Annotated in this window: 20 protein-coding genes and 2 tRNA genes; 17 read left to right on the top strand and 5 right to left on the bottom strand. The window is 34.2% G+C overall.

All coding sequences use genetic code 11. From position 1 onward, the window contains the following. The 6 genes from truA to ACKI3D_RS02125 all read left to right on the top strand — a co-directional run. Positions 1-855 (top strand): tRNA pseudouridine(38-40) synthase TruA (truA, locus tag ACKI3D_RS02150; protein ID WP_407391905.1); only part of this gene is annotated, 855 nt, incomplete at its 5' end. Between the two features lie 5 nt (positions 856-860). Then, positions 861-1,199, top strand: coding sequence for a hypothetical protein (locus ACKI3D_RS02145; RefSeq protein ID WP_407391903.1), 339 nt, complete (start codon positions 861-863; stop codon positions 1,197-1,199). A gap of 64 nt (positions 1,200-1,263) precedes the next feature. Then, a complete protein-coding gene (gene wecB / locus ACKI3D_RS02140; protein WP_407391901.1) occupies positions 1,264-2,586 on the top strand; it encodes a non-hydrolyzing UDP-N-acetylglucosamine 2-epimerase in 1,323 nt (440 codons plus the stop codon). After that, a complete protein-coding gene (locus ACKI3D_RS02135; RefSeq protein ID WP_407391899.1) occupies positions 2,570-3,658 on the top strand; it encodes an ATP-grasp domain-containing protein in 1,089 nt (362 codons plus the stop codon). The genes wecB and ACKI3D_RS02135 overlap by 17 nt, the downstream gene beginning before the upstream one ends. A 1-nt stretch (position 3,659) precedes the next feature. Next, the gene (locus ACKI3D_RS02130; RefSeq protein WP_407391897.1) at positions 3,660-4,682 is read left to right on the top strand and encodes a hydantoinase/oxoprolinase family protein; all 1,023 of its coding nucleotides are present in this window, start codon (positions 3,660-3,662) and stop codon (positions 4,680-4,682) included. A 138-nt stretch (positions 4,683-4,820) separates the two neighbouring features. Next, positions 4,821-5,141: a hypothetical protein gene (locus ACKI3D_RS02125; protein WP_407391895.1), complete on the top strand. Its 321-nt coding sequence runs from the start codon at positions 4,821-4,823 to the stop codon at positions 5,139-5,141. A 16-nt stretch (positions 5,142-5,157) separates the two neighbouring features. Here the strand turns inward: ACKI3D_RS02125 and ACKI3D_RS02120 are convergent, their stop codons facing one another. Continuing rightward, positions 5,158-5,724, bottom strand: coding sequence for a CDP-2,3-bis-(O-geranylgeranyl)-sn-glycerol synthase (locus tag ACKI3D_RS02120; RefSeq protein WP_407391893.1), 567 nt, complete (start codon positions 5,722-5,724; stop codon positions 5,158-5,160). 158 nt (positions 5,725-5,882) lie between these two features. Here ACKI3D_RS02120 and tes point away from each other — a divergent pair, with 158 nt between their 5' ends. The 7 genes from tes to ACKI3D_RS02085 all read left to right on the top strand — a co-directional run bounded on the left by tes (position 5,883) and on the right by ACKI3D_RS02085 (position 10,595). Further along, positions 5,883-7,379 (top strand): tetraether lipid synthase Tes, encoded by a 1,497-nt coding sequence (gene tes, locus ACKI3D_RS02115; RefSeq protein WP_407391891.1) that lies wholly within the window; start codon positions 5,883-5,885, stop codon positions 7,377-7,379. Positions 7,380-7,470: 91 nt separating this feature from the next. Continuing rightward, positions 7,471-7,956, top strand: coding sequence for a homoaconitase small subunit (gene hacB, locus ACKI3D_RS02110; protein WP_407391889.1), 486 nt, complete (start codon positions 7,471-7,473; stop codon positions 7,954-7,956). Between the two features lie 13 nt (positions 7,957-7,969). Further along, complete coding sequence (locus ACKI3D_RS02105) at positions 7,970-8,614, top strand: HVO_0476 family zinc finger protein (RefSeq protein ID WP_407391887.1); 645 nt, start codon at positions 7,970-7,972, stop codon at positions 8,612-8,614. Further along, complete coding sequence (locus ACKI3D_RS02100) at positions 8,598-9,878, top strand: tRNA (N(6)-L-threonylcarbamoyladenosine(37)-C(2))-methylthiotransferase (RefSeq protein WP_407391885.1); 1,281 nt, start codon at positions 8,598-8,600, stop codon at positions 9,876-9,878. The genes ACKI3D_RS02105 and ACKI3D_RS02100 overlap by 17 nt, the downstream gene beginning before the upstream one ends. Before the next feature lie 200 nt (positions 9,879-10,078). After that, positions 10,079-10,279, top strand: a complete 201-nt coding sequence (locus ACKI3D_RS02095; protein ID WP_042691314.1) for a histone family protein — start codon at positions 10,079-10,081, stop codon at positions 10,277-10,279. 168 nt (positions 10,280-10,447) lie between these two features. Beyond that, a tRNA-Val gene (locus tag ACKI3D_RS02090) sits at positions 10,448-10,519 on the top strand. Between the two features lie 3 nt (positions 10,520-10,522). Then, positions 10,523-10,595, top strand: a tRNA-Phe gene (locus tag ACKI3D_RS02085). Between the two features lie 87 nt (positions 10,596-10,682). Here ACKI3D_RS02085 and deoC read toward each other — a convergent pair. Both deoC and ACKI3D_RS02075 read right to left on the bottom strand, forming a co-directional pair. Next, positions 10,683-11,411, bottom strand: coding sequence for a deoxyribose-phosphate aldolase (deoC, locus tag ACKI3D_RS02080; protein ID WP_407391883.1), 729 nt, complete (start codon positions 11,409-11,411; stop codon positions 10,683-10,685). Between the two features lie 53 nt (positions 11,412-11,464). Then, positions 11,465-13,129: a tRNA uridine(34) 5-carboxymethylaminomethyl modification radical SAM/GNAT enzyme Elp3 gene (locus ACKI3D_RS02075; RefSeq protein ID WP_407391881.1), complete on the bottom strand. Its 1,665-nt coding sequence runs from the start codon at positions 13,127-13,129 to the stop codon at positions 11,465-11,467. An 87-nt stretch (positions 13,130-13,216) separates the two neighbouring features. Here ACKI3D_RS02075 and ACKI3D_RS02070 point away from each other — a divergent pair, with 87 nt between their 5' ends. Both ACKI3D_RS02070 and ACKI3D_RS02065 read left to right on the top strand, forming a co-directional pair. Further along, positions 13,217-13,489, top strand: coding sequence for a PRC-barrel domain-containing protein (locus ACKI3D_RS02070; RefSeq protein WP_407391879.1), 273 nt, complete (start codon positions 13,217-13,219; stop codon positions 13,487-13,489). A gap of 12 nt (positions 13,490-13,501) precedes the next feature. Continuing rightward, a complete protein-coding gene (locus ACKI3D_RS02065; protein ID WP_407391877.1) occupies positions 13,502-13,807 on the top strand; it encodes a DUF2098 domain-containing protein in 306 nt (101 codons plus the stop codon). 12 nt (positions 13,808-13,819) lie between these two features. On the opposite strand, the gene ACKI3D_RS02060 is transcribed toward ACKI3D_RS02065, so the two are convergent. Next, positions 13,820-15,898, bottom strand: coding sequence for a DEAD/DEAH box helicase (locus ACKI3D_RS02060; RefSeq protein WP_407391875.1), 2,079 nt, complete (start codon positions 15,896-15,898; stop codon positions 13,820-13,822). A gap of 125 nt (positions 15,899-16,023) precedes the next feature. Between ACKI3D_RS02060 and ACKI3D_RS02055 the strand changes: the two genes are divergently transcribed. Both ACKI3D_RS02055 and cbiD read left to right on the top strand, forming a co-directional pair. Beyond that, positions 16,024-16,287, top strand: coding sequence for a thioredoxin family protein (locus tag ACKI3D_RS02055; protein WP_407391873.1), 264 nt, complete (start codon positions 16,024-16,026; stop codon positions 16,285-16,287). A 31-nt stretch (positions 16,288-16,318) separates the two neighbouring features. Next, a complete protein-coding gene (gene cbiD, locus ACKI3D_RS02050) occupies positions 16,319-17,440 on the top strand; it encodes a cobalt-precorrin-5B (C(1))-methyltransferase CbiD (RefSeq protein ID WP_407391871.1) in 1,122 nt (373 codons plus the stop codon). Here cbiD and ACKI3D_RS02045 read toward each other — a convergent pair. After that, positions 17,430-17,714 (bottom strand): zinc ribbon domain-containing protein (locus ACKI3D_RS02045; RefSeq protein ID WP_407391869.1); only part of this gene is annotated, 285 nt, incomplete at its 5' end. The two genes, cbiD and ACKI3D_RS02045, sit on opposite strands and share 11 nt — an antisense overlap.

Raw genomic sequence — 17,714 nt, 5'->3', positions numbered from 1 at the left:
GCACTAAAAATTGGATATATTGGAACTAATTTTCATGGATTTCAAAGACAACCTGATTTAAGGACAGTTGAAGAAGAATTAATATATCATTTACGTAAATTAGGCTATATTGATGATTTGAAGAAGTCCCGATTCAGAATTGCCGGGCGAACTGATGCGGGGGTTCATAGTTTAGGCAATGTAATTAGTTTTCAATCCGAAAAGGAGGTCAGGGTAAATGAAATCAACAATTCCCTGCCGGATGATATACAGATTTTGGCCAGTGCACCTGTAAGATATGCATTTAAGCCAAGATATGCCCAAATGAGGCAATATAGGTACATGCTGTTCCAAGACTTGGATGTGGATAAGCTCAATGAATGTGCAGAACTATTTAAAGGAACTCATAACTTCACCAATTTCACTAAACGATTCCAAAAGACAACCACAAGAACAATTGATGATATTAAAGTCACAAAAGTTGATTTGAATGATTATCACAAAAAGGAATTCCCAAATCTTCACGAGACTATTTCTCCAATATTTGTTGATATTTACGGGGAGTCATTCTTATGGAATATGGTTCGAAAGATGATGAGGGTTTTTGTAGATGTGGCCATTGGCAAAATGGATTTGGATGAAGTGGAGAGATTATTGAATCCTAGTGAGGACGAACCGAGAGCCTACATTAAAGTTATGGAAGCGGAATATCTAATCTTAATGGATATACAGTATGATGGAATTAAATTTAAATATGATGATTATGCCTGTGAGAGATTTAGACGTGATCTCGCTGATTCATTAACTGATTTGCAGAAAAGATATGCTATTCGTGAATCAATGATAAAAAGTTTAGGAGATTTGCATAACTGGTGATTAAAATGAGTGAGGATAGAATTGATTATAATGATGTTAGGGAATATGAGGATTTATTTAAATTGGCACCTTCATTTCTACTTGAAAGGTTTGCTAAAAAGAATTCCAATGTTGTTTTGAAATTCAAATCTCAAATCGAATCTCATTTACATAAATTGAATGATGCTCAGAAAAACAAACTGGATATGATTTTGAAAAAGGATGTTGAGGAGTTGCAGGCCATAATGCATGAGGCTTATCAAATAAGTAAAGTAAAGCAGTATAAGATATTGGCAAATCCCAAATACAAGGAATTCATTGAGATTAATCTTAATGAAATTCGCAAAATATTGTTTAATGACTAGTTTTCCTATTCACATATCTAAAAATTTTTAAATTAATTGGATAAATATATTATTTAGTGATATTATGAAAATAGCAACTATTTTAGGTACAAGGCCGGAAATTATTAAGATGGCCCCTATTATTGATGAAATCTCAAAAAGGGATATTGACCAAATTGTTTTGCACACCGGTCAGCATTATGATGAAGAAATGTCTGATAATTTCTTCAGGGATTTAGAGATTCCTACTCCAGACTATAATATTCATGTAGGGTCCGGAACCCATGGAAAACAAACAGGTTTGATGATGAAGGGCATTGAGGAAGTCCTTCTTGAGGAAAAACCTGATATTGTTCTTGTTCAAGGTGATACTAATGCAGTTTTAGCTGGAGCATTAGTAGCTTCTAAACTGCACATTGCAATCGGGCATGTTGAAGCGGGACTCAGATCCTTTGACATGACAATGCCTGAGGAGGTTAATCGCAGAGCTGCAGATGTTACTTCAACAATGTATTTTATTCCTACTGAAGAGTCCGCCATTAACCTTCTGGCTGAAGGCTTTTCAAGAAAAAACATGTTCATAACAGGAAACACTGTTGTCGACGCTTGTTTTAGACATTTGGAAATAGCTCAAAAAAGAGGATTTGAAGAAGAATCCCTTCGCAATTTGGATATTGACAATATGGACAATATCCTAACATTGACAATGCACAGAGCAGAGAATGTGGATATAAAGGAAAGGGTAATCAACATTATCGATGCTTTAAAGGAGCTAAGCGACATGAACATTATTTTCCCGATTCATCCAAGAACAAAACACACTCTTGAAAACTTTGGATTGTTTGATGAATTGAACGATTTGGAGCATGTTCATATTGTAAAGCCGATAGGATACCTGGACTTTTTACTTTTAACTTCAAAATCAACATTGATTTTAACAGATTCCGGAGGTCTGCAGGAAGAGGCGATAACATTAAATGTGCCTGCTTTAACTTTAAGGTACAATACCGAAAGGCCTGAAACAGTAACTGCTGGAGGAAATATTCTTGTGGGTTCTGATAAGGATGCGATTTTGGAGAATGCTCGAAAAATCCTAACTGATGAAGAATTTGCAGAAAAAATGAAAAACGCTCCGAATCCTTACGGTCGAGGAGATTCTGCAAAATCCACTGTTGATGCCATAGAACAATATTATGAAGCAGGTCTATTAGATATTAAAGCTCCAGAGGAGGTTATGAGTTCCTTTACAAGAAAAATGACAACAATAACAGAAGACATTACTGTTAAAGATTTTGAAGAGAAAGAAAATGCATTAATCCATATGGTCTTTGACGGAGATAAGATGCGCTTCCCAAAAGATGAACTAAACATAAAAGGTATGATGATTACTTATGATAGCAGAGAATGATTCAATTTTAGTATTTGAGTATTTTACAGCTTCAGGCGAAAAGGACAGATGCATTATTTCCGAAGCTGAAGCATTGATATTTGCACTTTTAGACGATTTAAAAGATTTTAATGTGGATTTGGTAATTAACGAATCCTATGGCGATATTGTTGCCAAATATGAAAATGTCAATCCGATTTTGATTGATGTTGATATTATTGATTGGTTAAGTGAAAATGCAGCAAACTTTAACAATGCTATTTTCATAGCTGCAGAAAACAATAACAATCTCTACAATATCACAAAAATCTTAGAAGAAAATAATGTTAAGACATATACCTCATCAGCGGAGGCCTGCTTAAAATCATCAGACAAATTTGAGACTTATGAAGCACTTCCAATTGAAATTCCTCAACCGAGGTCATTCAGATTTAAAATTGACCCAAAAGGATATTGGAAAAGGGCTATTGAAAATTTGCATGAAAAATGGCAGGCTGAAGATCCATTGACTCCTCTTAAATTAATAATAAAGCCATTGATTGGGGTGGACTGTGAAGATATTGTCATAATTGAGGATATCGATGATTTGTCCTATGATTTGGAAAATATTTTCCCTCCAGGTTCCAGAATAATCGTTCAGGAATATATCGAAGGGACAGACATTAGCGTCAGTTTAATATCAGACGGTAAAAATGCAATTCCTATTAGTTTAAATGAGCAGTTTGTGGAACTCAAGAATGATAAGGGAACTTATCTTGGTGGCAAATTACCAATTGAAAATGAATATAAGGATGAAGCGTTTGAAATTGCAACAAAAGCAGTTGAAGCTATTGACGGTTTGAAAGGTTTTGTCGGTGTCGATTTATTAATCAATGCTGATGAAAAGGATATCTATTCCGTTTATTTGCTTGAGATTAATTCAAGGTTTACAACACCTTATGTGGGCCTTGCAAAAATAGCCAATTTTAACATTGGAAAATCAATCATTGAACTGATTGACGGTGATATTGATATTGGTGATTTAGATATTTCTTTAGATGGTCAAATTGAGTTTAAAAAGTCTGGAGATTCATTGGAAATTAGGAGAATATAATATGAAGGTAGCAGGATTTGATATTGGTGGTGCAAACACCGATTTGGCCGTCATTGACTTTGATGGAGATGAAATTGAAAATATTGAAGTTGATTTTGCATATCTTCCAATGTGGAGCAACAATGATGACTTATCAAGAGTTTTGGTTGAATTAATTGAAAATATTTGTCCAGTATCCGAAATTGATGCTGTGGGTATTTCAATGACTGCCGAGCTTGTTGATGCTTATGACACTAAAAAGGATGGAGTTTTAGATGTCGTTAAAAAATGTGAGGATACATTTTCATGCCCTATAGCTTATGTTGGAATTGATGGAATGCTGTCTAAAGAAGAAATTGAAAAATCTCCACTTAAAGCAGCAGCTGCAAATTGGATTGCAACAGCCCAAATAGCCACATTAATTTCTGATAATTGTATTTTCATCGACACTGGAAGCACTACAACTGATATCATACCAATTAAGGATGGTAAAGAGTGTGCAATCGGCAAATCTGACTTTGACAGATCCGCTACTGGGGAGCTGGTATATACTGGAACTTTAAGGACAAACCTTGCAAGCTTCTTAGATAAGGTTGAATTAAATGGAAAAGGGTATAGGGTAGCTTCAGAATTGTTTGCACAGACTGCGGATGTTTATACTGTTTTAGACTTGATAAAACCTGGAGATTATGTATGCGATACATTTGACGGTGAAGGCAAATCCAAAATAGACTGTGCTAAAAGGATCGCCCGTGTCGTATGTGCTGATTTGGAAATGCTGTCTATGGAGGATATTGTTGAGATGTCTGAATTTATCCACCAAAAGCAAGTTGAACAAATTGCCGATGGATTAAAGCAGGTTGTTGAAACTCAAGGATTAGATTTAATTATAACAACTGGTTTGGGTAAAGATATTTTAGATAGGCCTGCAGCAGAACTTTTAGGCCTGGAAGTTAAGTCCATGGGCGATATTTTGACTGATGAAGAGTGTGTTGTAGCGCCTGCTGTCGGAACTGCTGTAATGATGAATAAATATCTGAATTAGACTTTTGAGAGAATTAATTTTTTCTCATCTTTTTTTACTTTTTTTCTTGTAATTATCATTTCATGAAATTTTTATCAATTAGTGAAATTTTTATCATTATTTATAATTATTACCATTATATTTAACAAATTTTTAAAAATGTATATTTCCAACATATTGGAATCTGTAATTAAGAATGATGCCCATTTAACTATTATAACCAATGCAGCAATTTTAGATTTGATTCATGAAAATTATTCCAGTAATGTTTTCGATTCATTAGTGGATGAAGATAAAATTGATATAATAGAAACAGACTATGATTTGGAAATGTTTTTCACTGCTTGCGATAACTTCAGTTCTCTATTTTTATTCTTCAATCGAAACTTCTTTGATGATTCCGAAATGCTTTTAGTTAAAGATGAGGAAATGATTAAAAATGCATTGTTAATGTTTAGCGATTTTAAAAAAAAGTTTTAAAGACGGATAATTGATTTTAGTACCACACGTCTTTTATTCCAAACAAATAAGCGCCGGTATTAGTCAGTAAATGAATAGCTAATGTTAATATTATAGCTAGGATTACAAATAATAAATTCAATTCAACAACAAAGGATACTAAAATTAATGCAACGATTATGAAGTCCAATTGATCTAAAACTGGTGCTGGTTTTCCCCTTCCGATTCCAAGTCTTCTTTTTAAGAAACTGCCAATGGCATCACCTAGAAGTGCTCCAAAACCAAGTAAAAATCCAATCAGTATTCCGCTTGGCAGGTTAGTTATGATGGGAGTAATAATATATCGTCCAAATTCTTGAATAATATAGGGAGCAATAAGTCCTTGAATTGCACCAGTAAGAGTTCCTACCACTGTTCCTGCAATTAGGCCTCTCCAGGTAACTCCATCTCCAATCCAGCGAACTCCGCTTTTATCGCATTTTCCAAAATCAACTGGTGTTCCTCCGCCAAATACTAATCCGCTGCCGTTTGAAAAGTAGGCGGGCAGTATAAAATAGAGTGTTGTAATACATGCGATTAAAATCATTTGAATATCAAGGGCCATTTAATTTTTTCTCCAATTTATTTCACTAAATTTAATTTTTATTTAATATATATAAAGTGTTTTTATACTAATATTTAAATATTACCTTAATTTAAATATATAATATTATGTAAGTTATTACTAATAATTTTGAATATTATTAGTACAAGGTGATTTATTTGAAAGTTAAAAATACAAAAAGTTTATGCCCGGAGTGTGGTAAACCACTCGATGCAGAAGTTTATAATGAAGAAGGTAAAGTCTTCATCAAAAAAACTTGTGATGAGCATGGGGAGTTTATAAACACTTATTGGAGCGATGATCAATTATACGATAGGGTTAAAAAATATATTCCTACAGTTACCGGTGTTGAAAACCCTAGTGTAGAAGATATCGGGGCTTGTCCAAGTAACTGTGGTTTATGTTCAAAACATGAAACTTCTACCGTATTAGGATTGATTGATGTAACTAATAGGTGTAATTTAAGATGTCCTGTTTGTTTCGCTAATGCTGCCGCTGCAGGATACTTATATGAGCCTACTCAAGAAGAAATAAGGCAAATGCTCAGGAATTTGAGAAATCTAAAACCTAATCCATGTCCAGCTATTCAATATGCTGGTGGTGAGCCTACTGTCAGAAAAGATATCATTGACCTTATTAAAATGGCAAAGGAAGAAGGTTTCACTCATGTTCAAATAGCTACTAATGGTATAAGGATAGCTAAAAGGGAAAACTTGGCCCGTGAGTTAAAAGAAGCAGGTTTGAATACTGTTTACCTTTCCTTTGAAGGTGTAACTCCAGAACCTTATATTGAAAACAAAGGAAGAAATTTGCTTCCTGACAAACTTCAGGCTATTGAAAACTGTAAAAAAGCAGGTTTGGGCGTTGTTTTAGTTCCTACATTAGTCAAAGGTGTTAATGATAATCAAGTCGGTGAAATTATCAAGTTTGCTTTTGATAATAATGATATCATTTATGGTGTTAACTTCCAGCCGGTTTCATTCTCAGGAAGAACTCCATCAGACCATGTGGAAGACCAAAGGATTACAATTCCCGATTTTGTTGAAATCATTGAAAAGGAAACAGATGGTCAAGTTCCAACCAGCGCATTTTACCCACCATCTTTTGTTGAACCGATTGCGGAATTTATTTCCCTATTGGACGGTCAGGATTCAGCTAAAGTAACCTTAAACTGCCATGAACATTGTGGTATAGCTACTTATGTATTCAGAGAAAAGACTGAAGGCGATGGAAAAGATAAGTTAATCCCAATCACCGAGTTTATTGATGTAGATGACTTATGTGAAAAATTAACTGAATATAATGAAAAACTAAAAGCAGGCAAATTCGGTTCTCGTAAGAGAGTGTTAGCCGGTTTAACTGGAAACCTTGCTAAAATGATTCACACCAGCAGATCTCCAGAAGGTTTAGATATTACAAAGATATTATATAATGTTTTTGCTAAAGGGGATTATGAGGCATTGGGAGACTTTTCCAAAGATGCAATGCTCATTTCATGCATGCACTTTATGGATCCGTTTAACTTTGATGAAGATAGAGTTAAGAAATGTGTTATTCACTATGCGACACCTGATGGCAGAATCATACCATTCTGTACTATGAATTCCATCTATCGTGAAGCTGTTGAAAGAGAATTTTCAAAACCATTAAAATAGAAAAAATTTAAAAATCACCTTATAACTTATTCTGTATTTGGGATTTCCCAAATACTTCGTTTTTTTATTAATCAATTTTACAGGGATATTAATGAATATTATTAAAGGAAAAACATGGACTTTTGGGGAAAATATCGATACTGACGTAATTATTCCCGGAAGATATTTAAGGACATTCAATCCACAGGATTTAGCAGACCATGTACTTGAAGGAGAACGTCCGGACTTTACAAAAAATGTTCAAAAAGGAGATATAATAGTTGCCGATGAAAACTTTGGCTGCGGTTCATCAAGAGAACAGGCGCCTGTAGCTATTAAGACAGCAGGCGTGGATGCCATCATCGCCAAATCATTTGCAAGAATATTTTATAGAAATGCAATAAATATTGGCCTTCCGGTCATCGTTTCAAACATTGAAGCTAAGGATGGTGATATAATCAGCATTGATTTGTCAAAAGGAATACTTATCAATGAGACTACTGGCGTTAGTGAAACTTTTGAACCATTTAAGGAGTTCATGTTAGACATTTTGGAAGATGGCGGATTAGTTAACCATTATCTGAAAGAAAATGATTAAGGAGACATGAAAAATGGATTGCCCAATTTGCGGTTCTGATGATTTAGAAATTTTAAATTCAAAGCAAAAGTCCTCTAAAAAGAAGATAACAGAGGAATACTTATTGAAATGTGAAGATTGCGGTCATGTATTTAAGGATATCATCTCTTTAAAAAAACCTAAACCTTATAGATTAATTATTTCAGAGCAAGACAAATCTCATAAAACTACTATTGAGTTGTCACCAAGTGATGAATTGGTAAGTGGGGATGTTTTACTTTCTGATTTAGGTCAAGTTGAAGTTACAAGCATTGAAGTTGGAGATAAAAGAGTCAATAAAGCAAAGCTTGAAGATGTTAGCACCATCTGGGCAAAATCTATTGAAATTCCTGCACGCATTGGTTTTTCTGTAGATTTGCATGGTGAAGTTGACTCATATAAAGTTGATCTGGAAAGGGATTTTGAGATAGCTCCAGGAGATATTGTAAAAATCGATAATCATATTGTTAAGGTGCATGTTGTCAAGACCCAGGATAGAAAATTGACTTCTGGATTTGCAAAAGCTGCAGTAATTACAAGGGTCTATTCAAAACCTGTTAAATTCAATAACTATGATTATGATTTAACTAAGGATATCTATAAAAAGCATAAAAGGAAAAATAATGAAGGTTTATATTGAATCTTACGGGTGCACATTCAACCAGGCTGATGGACAGATTATTGCAGGGATATTGCAGGAAAATGATGTTGAGATAGTGGATACTATCGATAATGCAGATATAATTATTGTTAATTCTTGCTATGTCAAATTACCCACTGAAAACAGGATTATCCATAGAATCCAAAAGCTTCAAGAAGAGTATCCTGATAAAAAAATCATAGTCGGGGGATGCATGGTTGAGATCGATCCTGAAAAATTAGAAAAAATCGGGCCTAATTGTTCATGGATTGGACCTCACCAATTAAATAAGGCTTATGATGTTGTTAATGCCACATATTGCGGTGATGTAATTAGGGAATACGGATTTTCTAAAGAATCTAAAGTGGGAGTCCCAAAATTGGTTGATGATACTTTAATTCATATTATTCAAATCTGTGAAGGTTGTTTAGGCTCATGTTCTTTTTGTTGCACTCGTTTTGCTCGAGGGCCTTTGAACAGTTATCCGATTTCAGATATTGTGGCTGAAGCAAAAGAAGCTATTGAAAATGGAGCCTGTGAAATTCAACTCACTGCTCAAGATACTGCAGCATTTGGAAGAGATAGTGGTGAAAAACTATCAACTTTAATTAAAGAAGTGGCTAATTTAGATGGAGATTTCAGAGTACGTGTTGGAATGATGCATCCTAAAAACATTTTAAATGATGTTGATGAAATAATCGATGCAATTAAACATCCGAAGGTATATAATTTCATACATTTGCCTGTACAATCAGGTAGTGACAAAGTCCTGAAAGATATGAGAAGGGGTCACACTATTGAACAATATTTGGAGGTTGTGTCAAAATTTAAAAATGAAATTCCTGATTTGACATTGGCAGTTGATATTATTGTAGGTTATCCCACTGAAAGTGATGATGATTTTGATTTGACTGTGAAATTGCTTGAAGAAATTAAACCAAGTTTGATTCATTTGTCAAAATACCAGCATAGAAAAGGAGCGCTTTCATCTTCACTTCGTGAAATTCCTCCTAAAGTAATGAAGAAAAGATCAAAATTTTTATCTGAAATTAAATCAAAAATAACAGAAGACGAGAACCGGGAATTAGTTGGAACTCATCAAAATGTATTGGTCGTAGAAAAAGGTTCCAAAGGTGGATTTATTGCAAAAACTGATTCATATATTCCAGTCATTGTTCATGATGCCGAGTTAGGAACTTTTGTTGATGTTTTAATAACACAAGCAACCGCCACATACCTTAAAAGCGAATTATTGGAAAAATAAATTCTATTTTTTCTTACTATTCTTATTTTCATATTATTGTTAATTTTTATCCTTTAATCTTATATCATATCTTTATTTTTTTCTAGATTACAAAAGCATATTGCTATAGTTGATAAGTTAAAATTTAAGCGATTAATATCCATTTTTCACCGATACCTTTATATACTATTGTTTACTATCTTTTAATTGGAGGTGTAATAATGAGTGAATTACCAATCGCACCAGTCGGTCGTATCTTAAAAAATGCTGGCGCACAAAGAATTAGTGATGATGCAAAAATTGCATTAGCTGAAGCATTAGAAGAAAAAGGTGACGAAATCGCACAAAAAGCTGTTAATTTCGCACGCCACGCTGGTAGAAAAACTGTAAAAGCTGAAGATATCAAATTAGCAATCAAATAGATTTCCTAATTAGTTATTTTCAAAAAATGCTTTAAATAAAAAATCTATTGGCCATTTTCTCGGTGGTCAATTTTTTTTATTTTTCTTATAATTTTTATTTTTTCCAACTTGTTCTATATAACTGAAAACTTTATATATTACTTTTACTAAATTATAGTATGTTGTATAGGACCGGTGGTCTAGGGGTATGATTCCTCTTTGACGTGGAGGAGATCACGAGTTCGAATCTCGTTCGGTCCATATGCCATGGTAGTTCAGATGGGAGAACGCTAGACTGAAGATCTAGATGTCGCTGGTTCAAGTCCGGCCCATGGCATTTATTTTAACTTATTTTTCTTGAAATCGTTTCTCTTTTAGCCAGGGCTATCTTTAAAAAATTTTAATGGGATGGTTTTTTTTAAGGTTATTTTTTTGTGAGAGTAATCGGTTTAGGTTTTACTTGAGTGTTTTCTCTTAAATCTTTGTATCTTTTTACAATTTCATAACCTTTGTCACTTCCGATTTTATCGGCACCGGCAGTTAATATTTGGTTAGCAAATTTATAATCGTCAATTCCTCCATATATTTCGATTTTGATTTTTGGTGCATGTTTTTGGATAATATTAATGTCATTTACATTTTCAAATATGTGGTTTGGTGTTACGAATCCGGTTGAGTTTTTAATGAAATCTGCTCCACCATTTTCAGCTGCTTTTGCAGCATTTGCTTTTTGGTAATCTTCTAGAGCCTTACTTTCAAAGATAATCTTTAAAATATTATCTCCCACTGCTTCTTTTAATTGTTTAACTTCTTCTTCAATTTGTGAGTATTTTTCATCTTTTAGGTAACTTAAATTCATTACCACTTCAATCTCTTCAGCTCCTGCTTCCACAAGTGTTTTAGCTTCAGCCACTTTGCTTTCAGTGTTTTCAAAACCTAAAGGAAATCCAACAATACTTCCAATCTTCACATTGCTTTCAGCTAATACTTCTTTAGCTAGAGGAACATAAGTTGGAGAAACAATAACTGAATTAAAGTTTAATTCTTTTGCTTTTTCGAGAAATTCTCGCATTTCACTTTCACTAATCATATTGTTTAAGTTAGTGTAGTTTATTAAACTTGCTAATTCTTTTGAATTTTTTATATTATACATAGTAACCACTCTCAATTAGTTAGTATTTATACGAACATTATATTTAAATATTTTCATATTAATTTTTTCATCATGTAAGGGCCTATCTTTTCATAACCGAATTTGCGGTAATAGTTCCTTGTTCCAATTCCGCTAATGATAGCTACTTCTTCTTTGCCATTGTCAATAGCTAAATTTTCAGCTTCTTTAAGGAGTTTTTCTCCAAATCCGGTATGTTGGCCTATTTTTGGATTTTTATCTCCAATCTTAATCATATTTCCATAAACATGTAATTCCCTTACAAGTGCAGTTTCATCTCTTATTTCATCTCTAAAGTGATTTTTTGATGGGAAACGCAATCTCAAAAATCCTGCAATGCTTTCTTCATTATAATCTTCAATTGATAAGAAATGTTCAGTTCCATCACATGCATTGTAGCTTTCACTAAAGAATTCAAAGTCATCTATAGTGTAGTCCTGAGAAGTTTTTTTATGGCCAATTTCACGACAGCGTATACATTGGCAGTTGATGTGCTCCTCATCCAACCTGTTGTATACAAGCTCACCGAGGTTAGACTTTTTAACCCCTGCCTGAATAAGAGTTGAAGGGATATCCCTTTGAATTCTCATAGTCCTAACCCATTTGGGAAGAATCTTTTTGACTTTTACAATTAACTCAACGGCCTCTTCATCAGTATATGGGGCATATTTGCCTTCTGCCCACAAATCATATAATTCGCTTCCTTCAGTTACAAGGCAAGGATAAATCTTAAGCATATCCGGCTTAAAGTTATCATCACTGAATAATTGTTTGAACATTTTCAAATCTTGCTTTTCATCACTAAATAGTCCCGGCATCATATGCATTGCCACTTTAATTGCAGAATCTCTTAAAAGCTGATTAGCTTCTATGACATCGGCTATGGTGTGGCCTCTTTTTATTTTTTTGTATAACTCATCGGATAGGGTCTGAACACCAAGCTCAACACGGGTAACGCCAAAATCAAGCATTCTGTTGATGTGTTCGACTTTACAATAGTCAGGTCTTGTCTCAAAAGTCATTCCAACACATCGGACCTTTGAGTCTTCATTAGCCTTTTGAACATCACTGATTAAAACGTAATCATTTGGAGGATATGACTTTAAAATGCCCTTTTCAAATGATCTTATCTCTTCGCAATCTAAGTTGTATTCAAAGTTATTTGGTTTGTTTTCAATTATTAATCCAAAATCAGTCATTGCCTTAAGGCATTGTGAAACAAACCATTCTTGATAGCATAAATCTCTTGAAGGGAATGTTCCTCCCATTATAATCAATTCAACTTTATCAATTGGATGTCCAATGGTTTTCAGCTGCTTTAATCTATTGAAACATTGGACATAAGGGTGATAATCATACATTCTGCCCCTAAGTGCAGCAGGCTCCTCACCAGTATAGCTTGGTGGTGCAATATCGCTTTCTGGACAATAGAAACATCTTCCATGTGGACATTTATGAGGATGGCACATTACAGCAACAATTGCAACGCCAGACATAGTTCTTGTAGGTTTTTTCTTTAAAATTCCAGAAACAAGCTCCTTTTCCTCAAGTGTGGCATGTTCTAAAATGTCTGCATTACTCATGAATTTTGATAATTGTAAATCACGACAAAGCTGTCTTTTTGCAACTTCAAGATCACGTCGAGTAGATATTTTTCCATTAATTATATCTTCAATAATGATTCGACATGCTTTTTCCATTTTTTCACCATATTATTAATAGTTAATGTTATACCAATCGATTTATTTAAATATTTAGTAATTAAATATATTAGTAAGGTGAAATTTATGCAAATAAAACAATTTTTAGGTTCTACCGTTTTAGATAAAAATGCAAATGATGTAGGTAAAGTTAACAACGTAGATTTTGATCCTGCAACCGGAAAAATCGAAAAGATTACATTAACTTTACAAAAAAACATCTTTTCAAAAGACGAACTCGAAATCAGCTTTGAAGATGTTGCTACTATTGGAGCTTATGTTATTTTAAACAAAGAAATTCCAAAAGAAGAAGAAGCTGAAACTGTTGAAGTTGAAATCGAAGACGCTGATGAAAAATAATAGGTTTTTAAAATGGTTTTAGATGCAAGAGGCATTGAAATCCCTATTGACTCCTATGTCAGATATGTTGACACTGGAACAATTGGCAAAGTTGTTGATGTGAGAACAAAAGATGGCAAGGATTGGGTTAAAGTTAAAAAGACCAACATGTGGTATCGTGCGGATTTAGTAGAATTGCTTGATGAGAAGGATATTAAGAAATCTACTTACTACGATAAAGAAAATGATGGGGAAATTGATGTTGAAGCAATGAAAGAAAAAGTAAGCAAATATGAAGACATGGAAATGGATTCAAGTGTTGCTGAAGGTGGAGGTTAATCCCTCCTTTTTTTAATTTTTTACAAATAAACTAATTTTTTCTGCAAGTTTAGGCCCTATTCCTTCAACTCTTTGCAGTTCATTTTCAGAAACACCACTTAAATCGTTTCCAAACACATTTACAAGATTTCTAGCTCGTTTTCTGCCAAGTCTTTTTACGCCAACCACTAATGGAATAATATCTTCTTTTACACCGTAGTATAGTCTTGCAGATAAGAAATCATATTCTTGCAAGTTGGAGTAATTGCCTAAGACTTCTGAAGTATTCTTAGCGAATTTAACAAGTCTTGATGCTTCATAAGCGGATCTTCTGGTGGATGCTGAGTAAACGTTATATTTGTTTTCAATTTCGTATTCGCTTCTCTCGTTAATCCATTCTATTAATGAAACGGTAGTTGCTTCGGAGTTTCCAATATCAACTGCAAATAATCCATGTTCTGATAATTTGTCTTGAACGGGATCTTTTGATTTTCTGCCCTTAAATGAAATCAATGGCAAATCAGGAGTTTGAGACAAAGCATAAATGAACTCTTCCACATTGATTTCATCCATATTTGAAATATATTCCTTGATTTTAACGGCTGTTTCCACGGCGTAATTTGATTTTGCTATTAAATAACCGAATTCAGTTGTTTTAAGTCCCTCTGGAGTTGCTCTTATTATTCCGTTTTGAAGTAGGAAGGATAATGCATTTTCAAGTTCATATCTTAAGCTGTCTTCAGCAAACAATGCCATTGAAGGATTATTGCTCATCTGATATCCATATAGGGTTTTTCCAAAAAAGTCTGTTAGTTCATCCAGATTTTTTGAGAGTGAAGAAGCGATTTGAGCTATGATTTGCCTGTAGATTGCATCCTTATTATCAACTAATTTGGAGTTGGTTTGCTCTATTTCTCCTTCAACATAATATTCTTCTAGGTTTAAGGCTTCATCCATGGTCTTTGCAATGAGATATGAATATCCCACATCGTCATATTGTGGTCTTCCAGCTCTTCCGGACATCTGCTCATAATCAAAAACGGGAATCGGCTGTGGGCCTTGGGCAGTCCATCGTGTATGGTCTCTGATTACAACGGTTTTTGACGGCAGATTGACTCCATACATTAAACTTGGTGTTGCAGTAATCATTAAGATATTTCCTTTTCTGAATTCATCTTCAATAATTTCTTTTTGTTCATTGAAAAGGCCGGCATGGTGGAATGCAACTCCATTTTCCGCAACTTCAGCCAATTTTAAACATGTGCTTGTTGGAAGTGAACCCTTCTTTTTTGGAACTTCAAGCAGTTTCTCTGAAACTTCTTTAAATTTTTCCCTTTGTTTAACATTTAGTTTTTTGTTGATTTTTTTAGAGACATAAGTAGCCAGACTTTCTGTAAATCTTCTTGTGGAAACGAAAGATAGTGCTTGTGATTTGTCTTCAATGGCTTTTTCTGCAATTTTAGTAACAACATCATTCTTATTTTTTGTATTAAACATCTCAGCATCCAATACTTCTTTATGTAAGGGTACTGGGCGGTAGTCATGTTCAACACATTTTCCTTCAAGCCAACCTTCAATCTCCTCAATGTTTTTCAGGGTAGCTGAAAGTGCAATTATTCTCATGGAGGGATTTATGATTTTAGCTCTTGTGATTGCCGCTTCTAAAGTTGGACCACGTGTAAACTCTCCAATCATATGGAATTCATCAATGATTAATGTATCAACATCGCGCAATACATTCCAGGAAAATCTTGTTAGCGCATCAAATGACTCGAAAACCATAACGGACAAATCCGCACTTGAAGGGTGCTTTCCCACACTAATCCCATGCTCTTCAAATGCTTTGAACTCTTTAACTTTTTCATTTTGAATTGATAAGAGTGGGGCTGCATAAACCGCTTTTCCACCATTTAATATTGTTTTCAGGGCAGGCAACACTCCTAAAACAGTTTTCCCACTAGCTGTAGGAATGCAAATTATATAATTGGATTTGTCTTCCAAATATCCTGATTCAATAACCGCATTTTGAGCAGGATTAAACTCTTTAATGTAGGGATATGCGCTATTGATTATTTCTTTAATATCATTGTCTAAATTTTCCATTTTAATCAATTAATTTTTATTATTTTTATATATATTAAATATTTTGAGAGCATTTGTTAAGTATTTCCGTGGTAACAATTATATATTACTAATTATTAAAATAATTTTAAATTAAACAAATAGGAGATTTTACTATGGCAATTAAAGTAGAAGTATTTTCAACTAGTACCTGCCCTCATTGTCCTGGTGCAATTGCGGCTGCTGAAAGGGCGAAAGATAAACTGGGAGATGCAATAGAAGTTGAATCAGTAAAAATTGATGCAGATCCTGAAAATAGGCAAAGAGCAATTGACTATCAAATTATGGCAGTGCCTACTATTGTAATTAACGGTGAAGTTGTTTTTGTAGGTGCCCCTAGTGATGAAGAACTTATTGCAAAATTAGAATCTATGTTATAGGTTCACTTTTTTTTATTATTTTTTAATTAAAATGACTGATGATAATTATACTGGTGTTACAACAGGCACAATTGCAACAGCTTGCTCTCTTGCAGCATTAGATGCAATTTTAGACACTCCAGATATTGCCTGTGTTAAGGTCGAAACTCCAAAAAAGATATTGGATATTCTTATTGATGAGTGCAGATTGCTTTCTAAGAGTAAAGCTTATGCTGTAGCTCATAAAAACCCATATAATGACCCGGATGTTACTGTAGATTTGGCTATTGTTTCTACAGTCGAATTGTTGGACAAAAAAGATGAGGAATCCAATGTCATTATTTGTGGTGGCGAAGGTGTTGGCATAATCACAAAGCCGGGTCTTCAAATACCTGTTGGGGAGTATGCGATTAATCCTGTTCCGCGCCAAATGATTATTAAAAATTTGGAAGAAAAAATTCCTGACGGCAAGATTGCAAAAGTCACTATTTCCATACCTGAAGGCGGAAAGATAGCTAAAAAGACCATGAATCCTAAATTGGGAATTGTCGGTGGCATATCAGTTCTTGGAACCACAGGAATTGCAAGATCAATGTCTAGTGATGCTTATAAAAATTCAATTGTAACACAGATTGATGTTGCATTGGCTTCCGATGTCGGTGATTTAATATTTGTCCCTGGAAATATTGGTGAAAAGTTAGCCATACAAGATTTGGGAGTCAGCAAAGAACAAATCATACAAACCGGTAACTTTGTAGGTTTTATGTTTGAAGAAGCTGAAAAAAGGGGAATTACAAAATTCACTTACTTCGGACACATTGGTAAGCTAATTAAAGTTGCCGGGGGAATATTTGACACAAAGCATGCCGTGGCTGATGGAAGGCGTGAAATAATGGTGACTCATGCTGCACTTTGCGGTGTTGAAAAAGAGCATCTTCAAAAATTATTTGATTCTAAAACAACTGATGACATGATGTCCATTTTAGATGAATTGGGTGTTTCTGTTGAAGTTTCAAATAGTATTGCTCAGGCAATTCATGATAGGTGCATGCAGCGTTTTGATTTGGATTTAAATGTTATCTTGGTTGATATGGAAGGTAATTATCTAAACGACAATATGGAATTGAACTACCTCGACTTTGTAGAAGTCGAGGATTCTTACTTCACGGGCTGATACTCTCCCATGAGAGTAGAATTACCGTGCTATCCCCCCTGTCCCAGAGGTTCATTGTTTCATCGATTAAATCTATTAATCCTTGTTTTAGAATGTTTTTACCTGCATTGATGTCTCTGTCGTGTGTTTTTTGGCATTGTGGGCATTTCCATTTTTTTTCATATTTTAGGCCTTGATAGTAGTATCCGCAGTTGCTGCATGTTTTGCTTGATGGGTACCATCTGCTGATTTGTCTGAATGTTTTTCCGTATATTTCGGCTTTGTATTTGAGCAT

This window comes from Methanobrevibacter sp. (genome assembly GCF_045586545.1).
In the GTDB taxonomy this organism is placed as follows: domain Archaea; phylum Methanobacteriota; class Methanobacteria; order Methanobacteriales; family Methanobacteriaceae; genus Methanocatella.
The sequence above is the reverse complement of the archived record's forward strand: the minus strand, read 5'-3'. Positions and strand labels throughout refer to the sequence as shown.

Coding starts and splice junctions, on each gene's coding strand:
- ACKI3D_RS02145 (WP_407391903.1), top strand. CDS start 861: ATGAGTGAGGATAGAATTGATTATAATGATGTTAGGGAATATGAGGAT.
- wecB (WP_407391901.1), top strand. CDS start 1,264: ATGAAAATAGCAACTATTTTAGGTACAAGGCCGGAAATTATTAAGATG.
- ACKI3D_RS02135 (WP_407391899.1), top strand. CDS start 2,570: ATGATAGCAGAGAATGATTCAATTTTAGTATTTGAGTATTTTACAGCT.
- ACKI3D_RS02130 (WP_407391897.1), top strand. CDS start 3,660: ATGAAGGTAGCAGGATTTGATATTGGTGGTGCAAACACCGATTTGGCC.
- ACKI3D_RS02125 (WP_407391895.1), top strand. CDS start 4,821: ATGTATATTTCCAACATATTGGAATCTGTAATTAAGAATGATGCCCAT.
- ACKI3D_RS02120 (WP_407391893.1), bottom strand. CDS start 5,724: ATGGCCCTTGATATTCAAATGATTTTAATCGCATGTATTACAACACTC.
- hacB (WP_407391889.1), top strand. CDS start 7,471: ATGAATATTATTAAAGGAAAAACATGGACTTTTGGGGAAAATATCGAT.
- ACKI3D_RS02105 (WP_407391887.1), top strand. CDS start 7,970: ATGGATTGCCCAATTTGCGGTTCTGATGATTTAGAAATTTTAAATTCA.
- ACKI3D_RS02100 (WP_407391885.1), top strand. CDS start 8,598: ATGAAGGTTTATATTGAATCTTACGGGTGCACATTCAACCAGGCTGAT.
- ACKI3D_RS02095 (WP_042691314.1), top strand. CDS start 10,079: ATGAGTGAATTACCAATCGCACCAGTCGGTCGTATCTTAAAAAATGCT.
- deoC (WP_407391883.1), bottom strand. CDS start 11,411: ATGTATAATATAAAAAATTCAAAAGAATTAGCAAGTTTAATAAACTAC.
- ACKI3D_RS02075 (WP_407391881.1), bottom strand. CDS start 13,129: ATGGAAAAAGCATGTCGAATCATTATTGAAGATATAATTAATGGAAAA.
- ACKI3D_RS02070 (WP_407391879.1), top strand. CDS start 13,217: ATGCAAATAAAACAATTTTTAGGTTCTACCGTTTTAGATAAAAATGCA.
- ACKI3D_RS02065 (WP_407391877.1), top strand. CDS start 13,502: ATGGTTTTAGATGCAAGAGGCATTGAAATCCCTATTGACTCCTATGTC.
- ACKI3D_RS02055 (WP_407391873.1), top strand. CDS start 16,024: ATGGCAATTAAAGTAGAAGTATTTTCAACTAGTACCTGCCCTCATTGT.
- cbiD (WP_407391871.1), top strand. CDS start 16,319: ATGACTGATGATAATTATACTGGTGTTACAACAGGCACAATTGCAACA.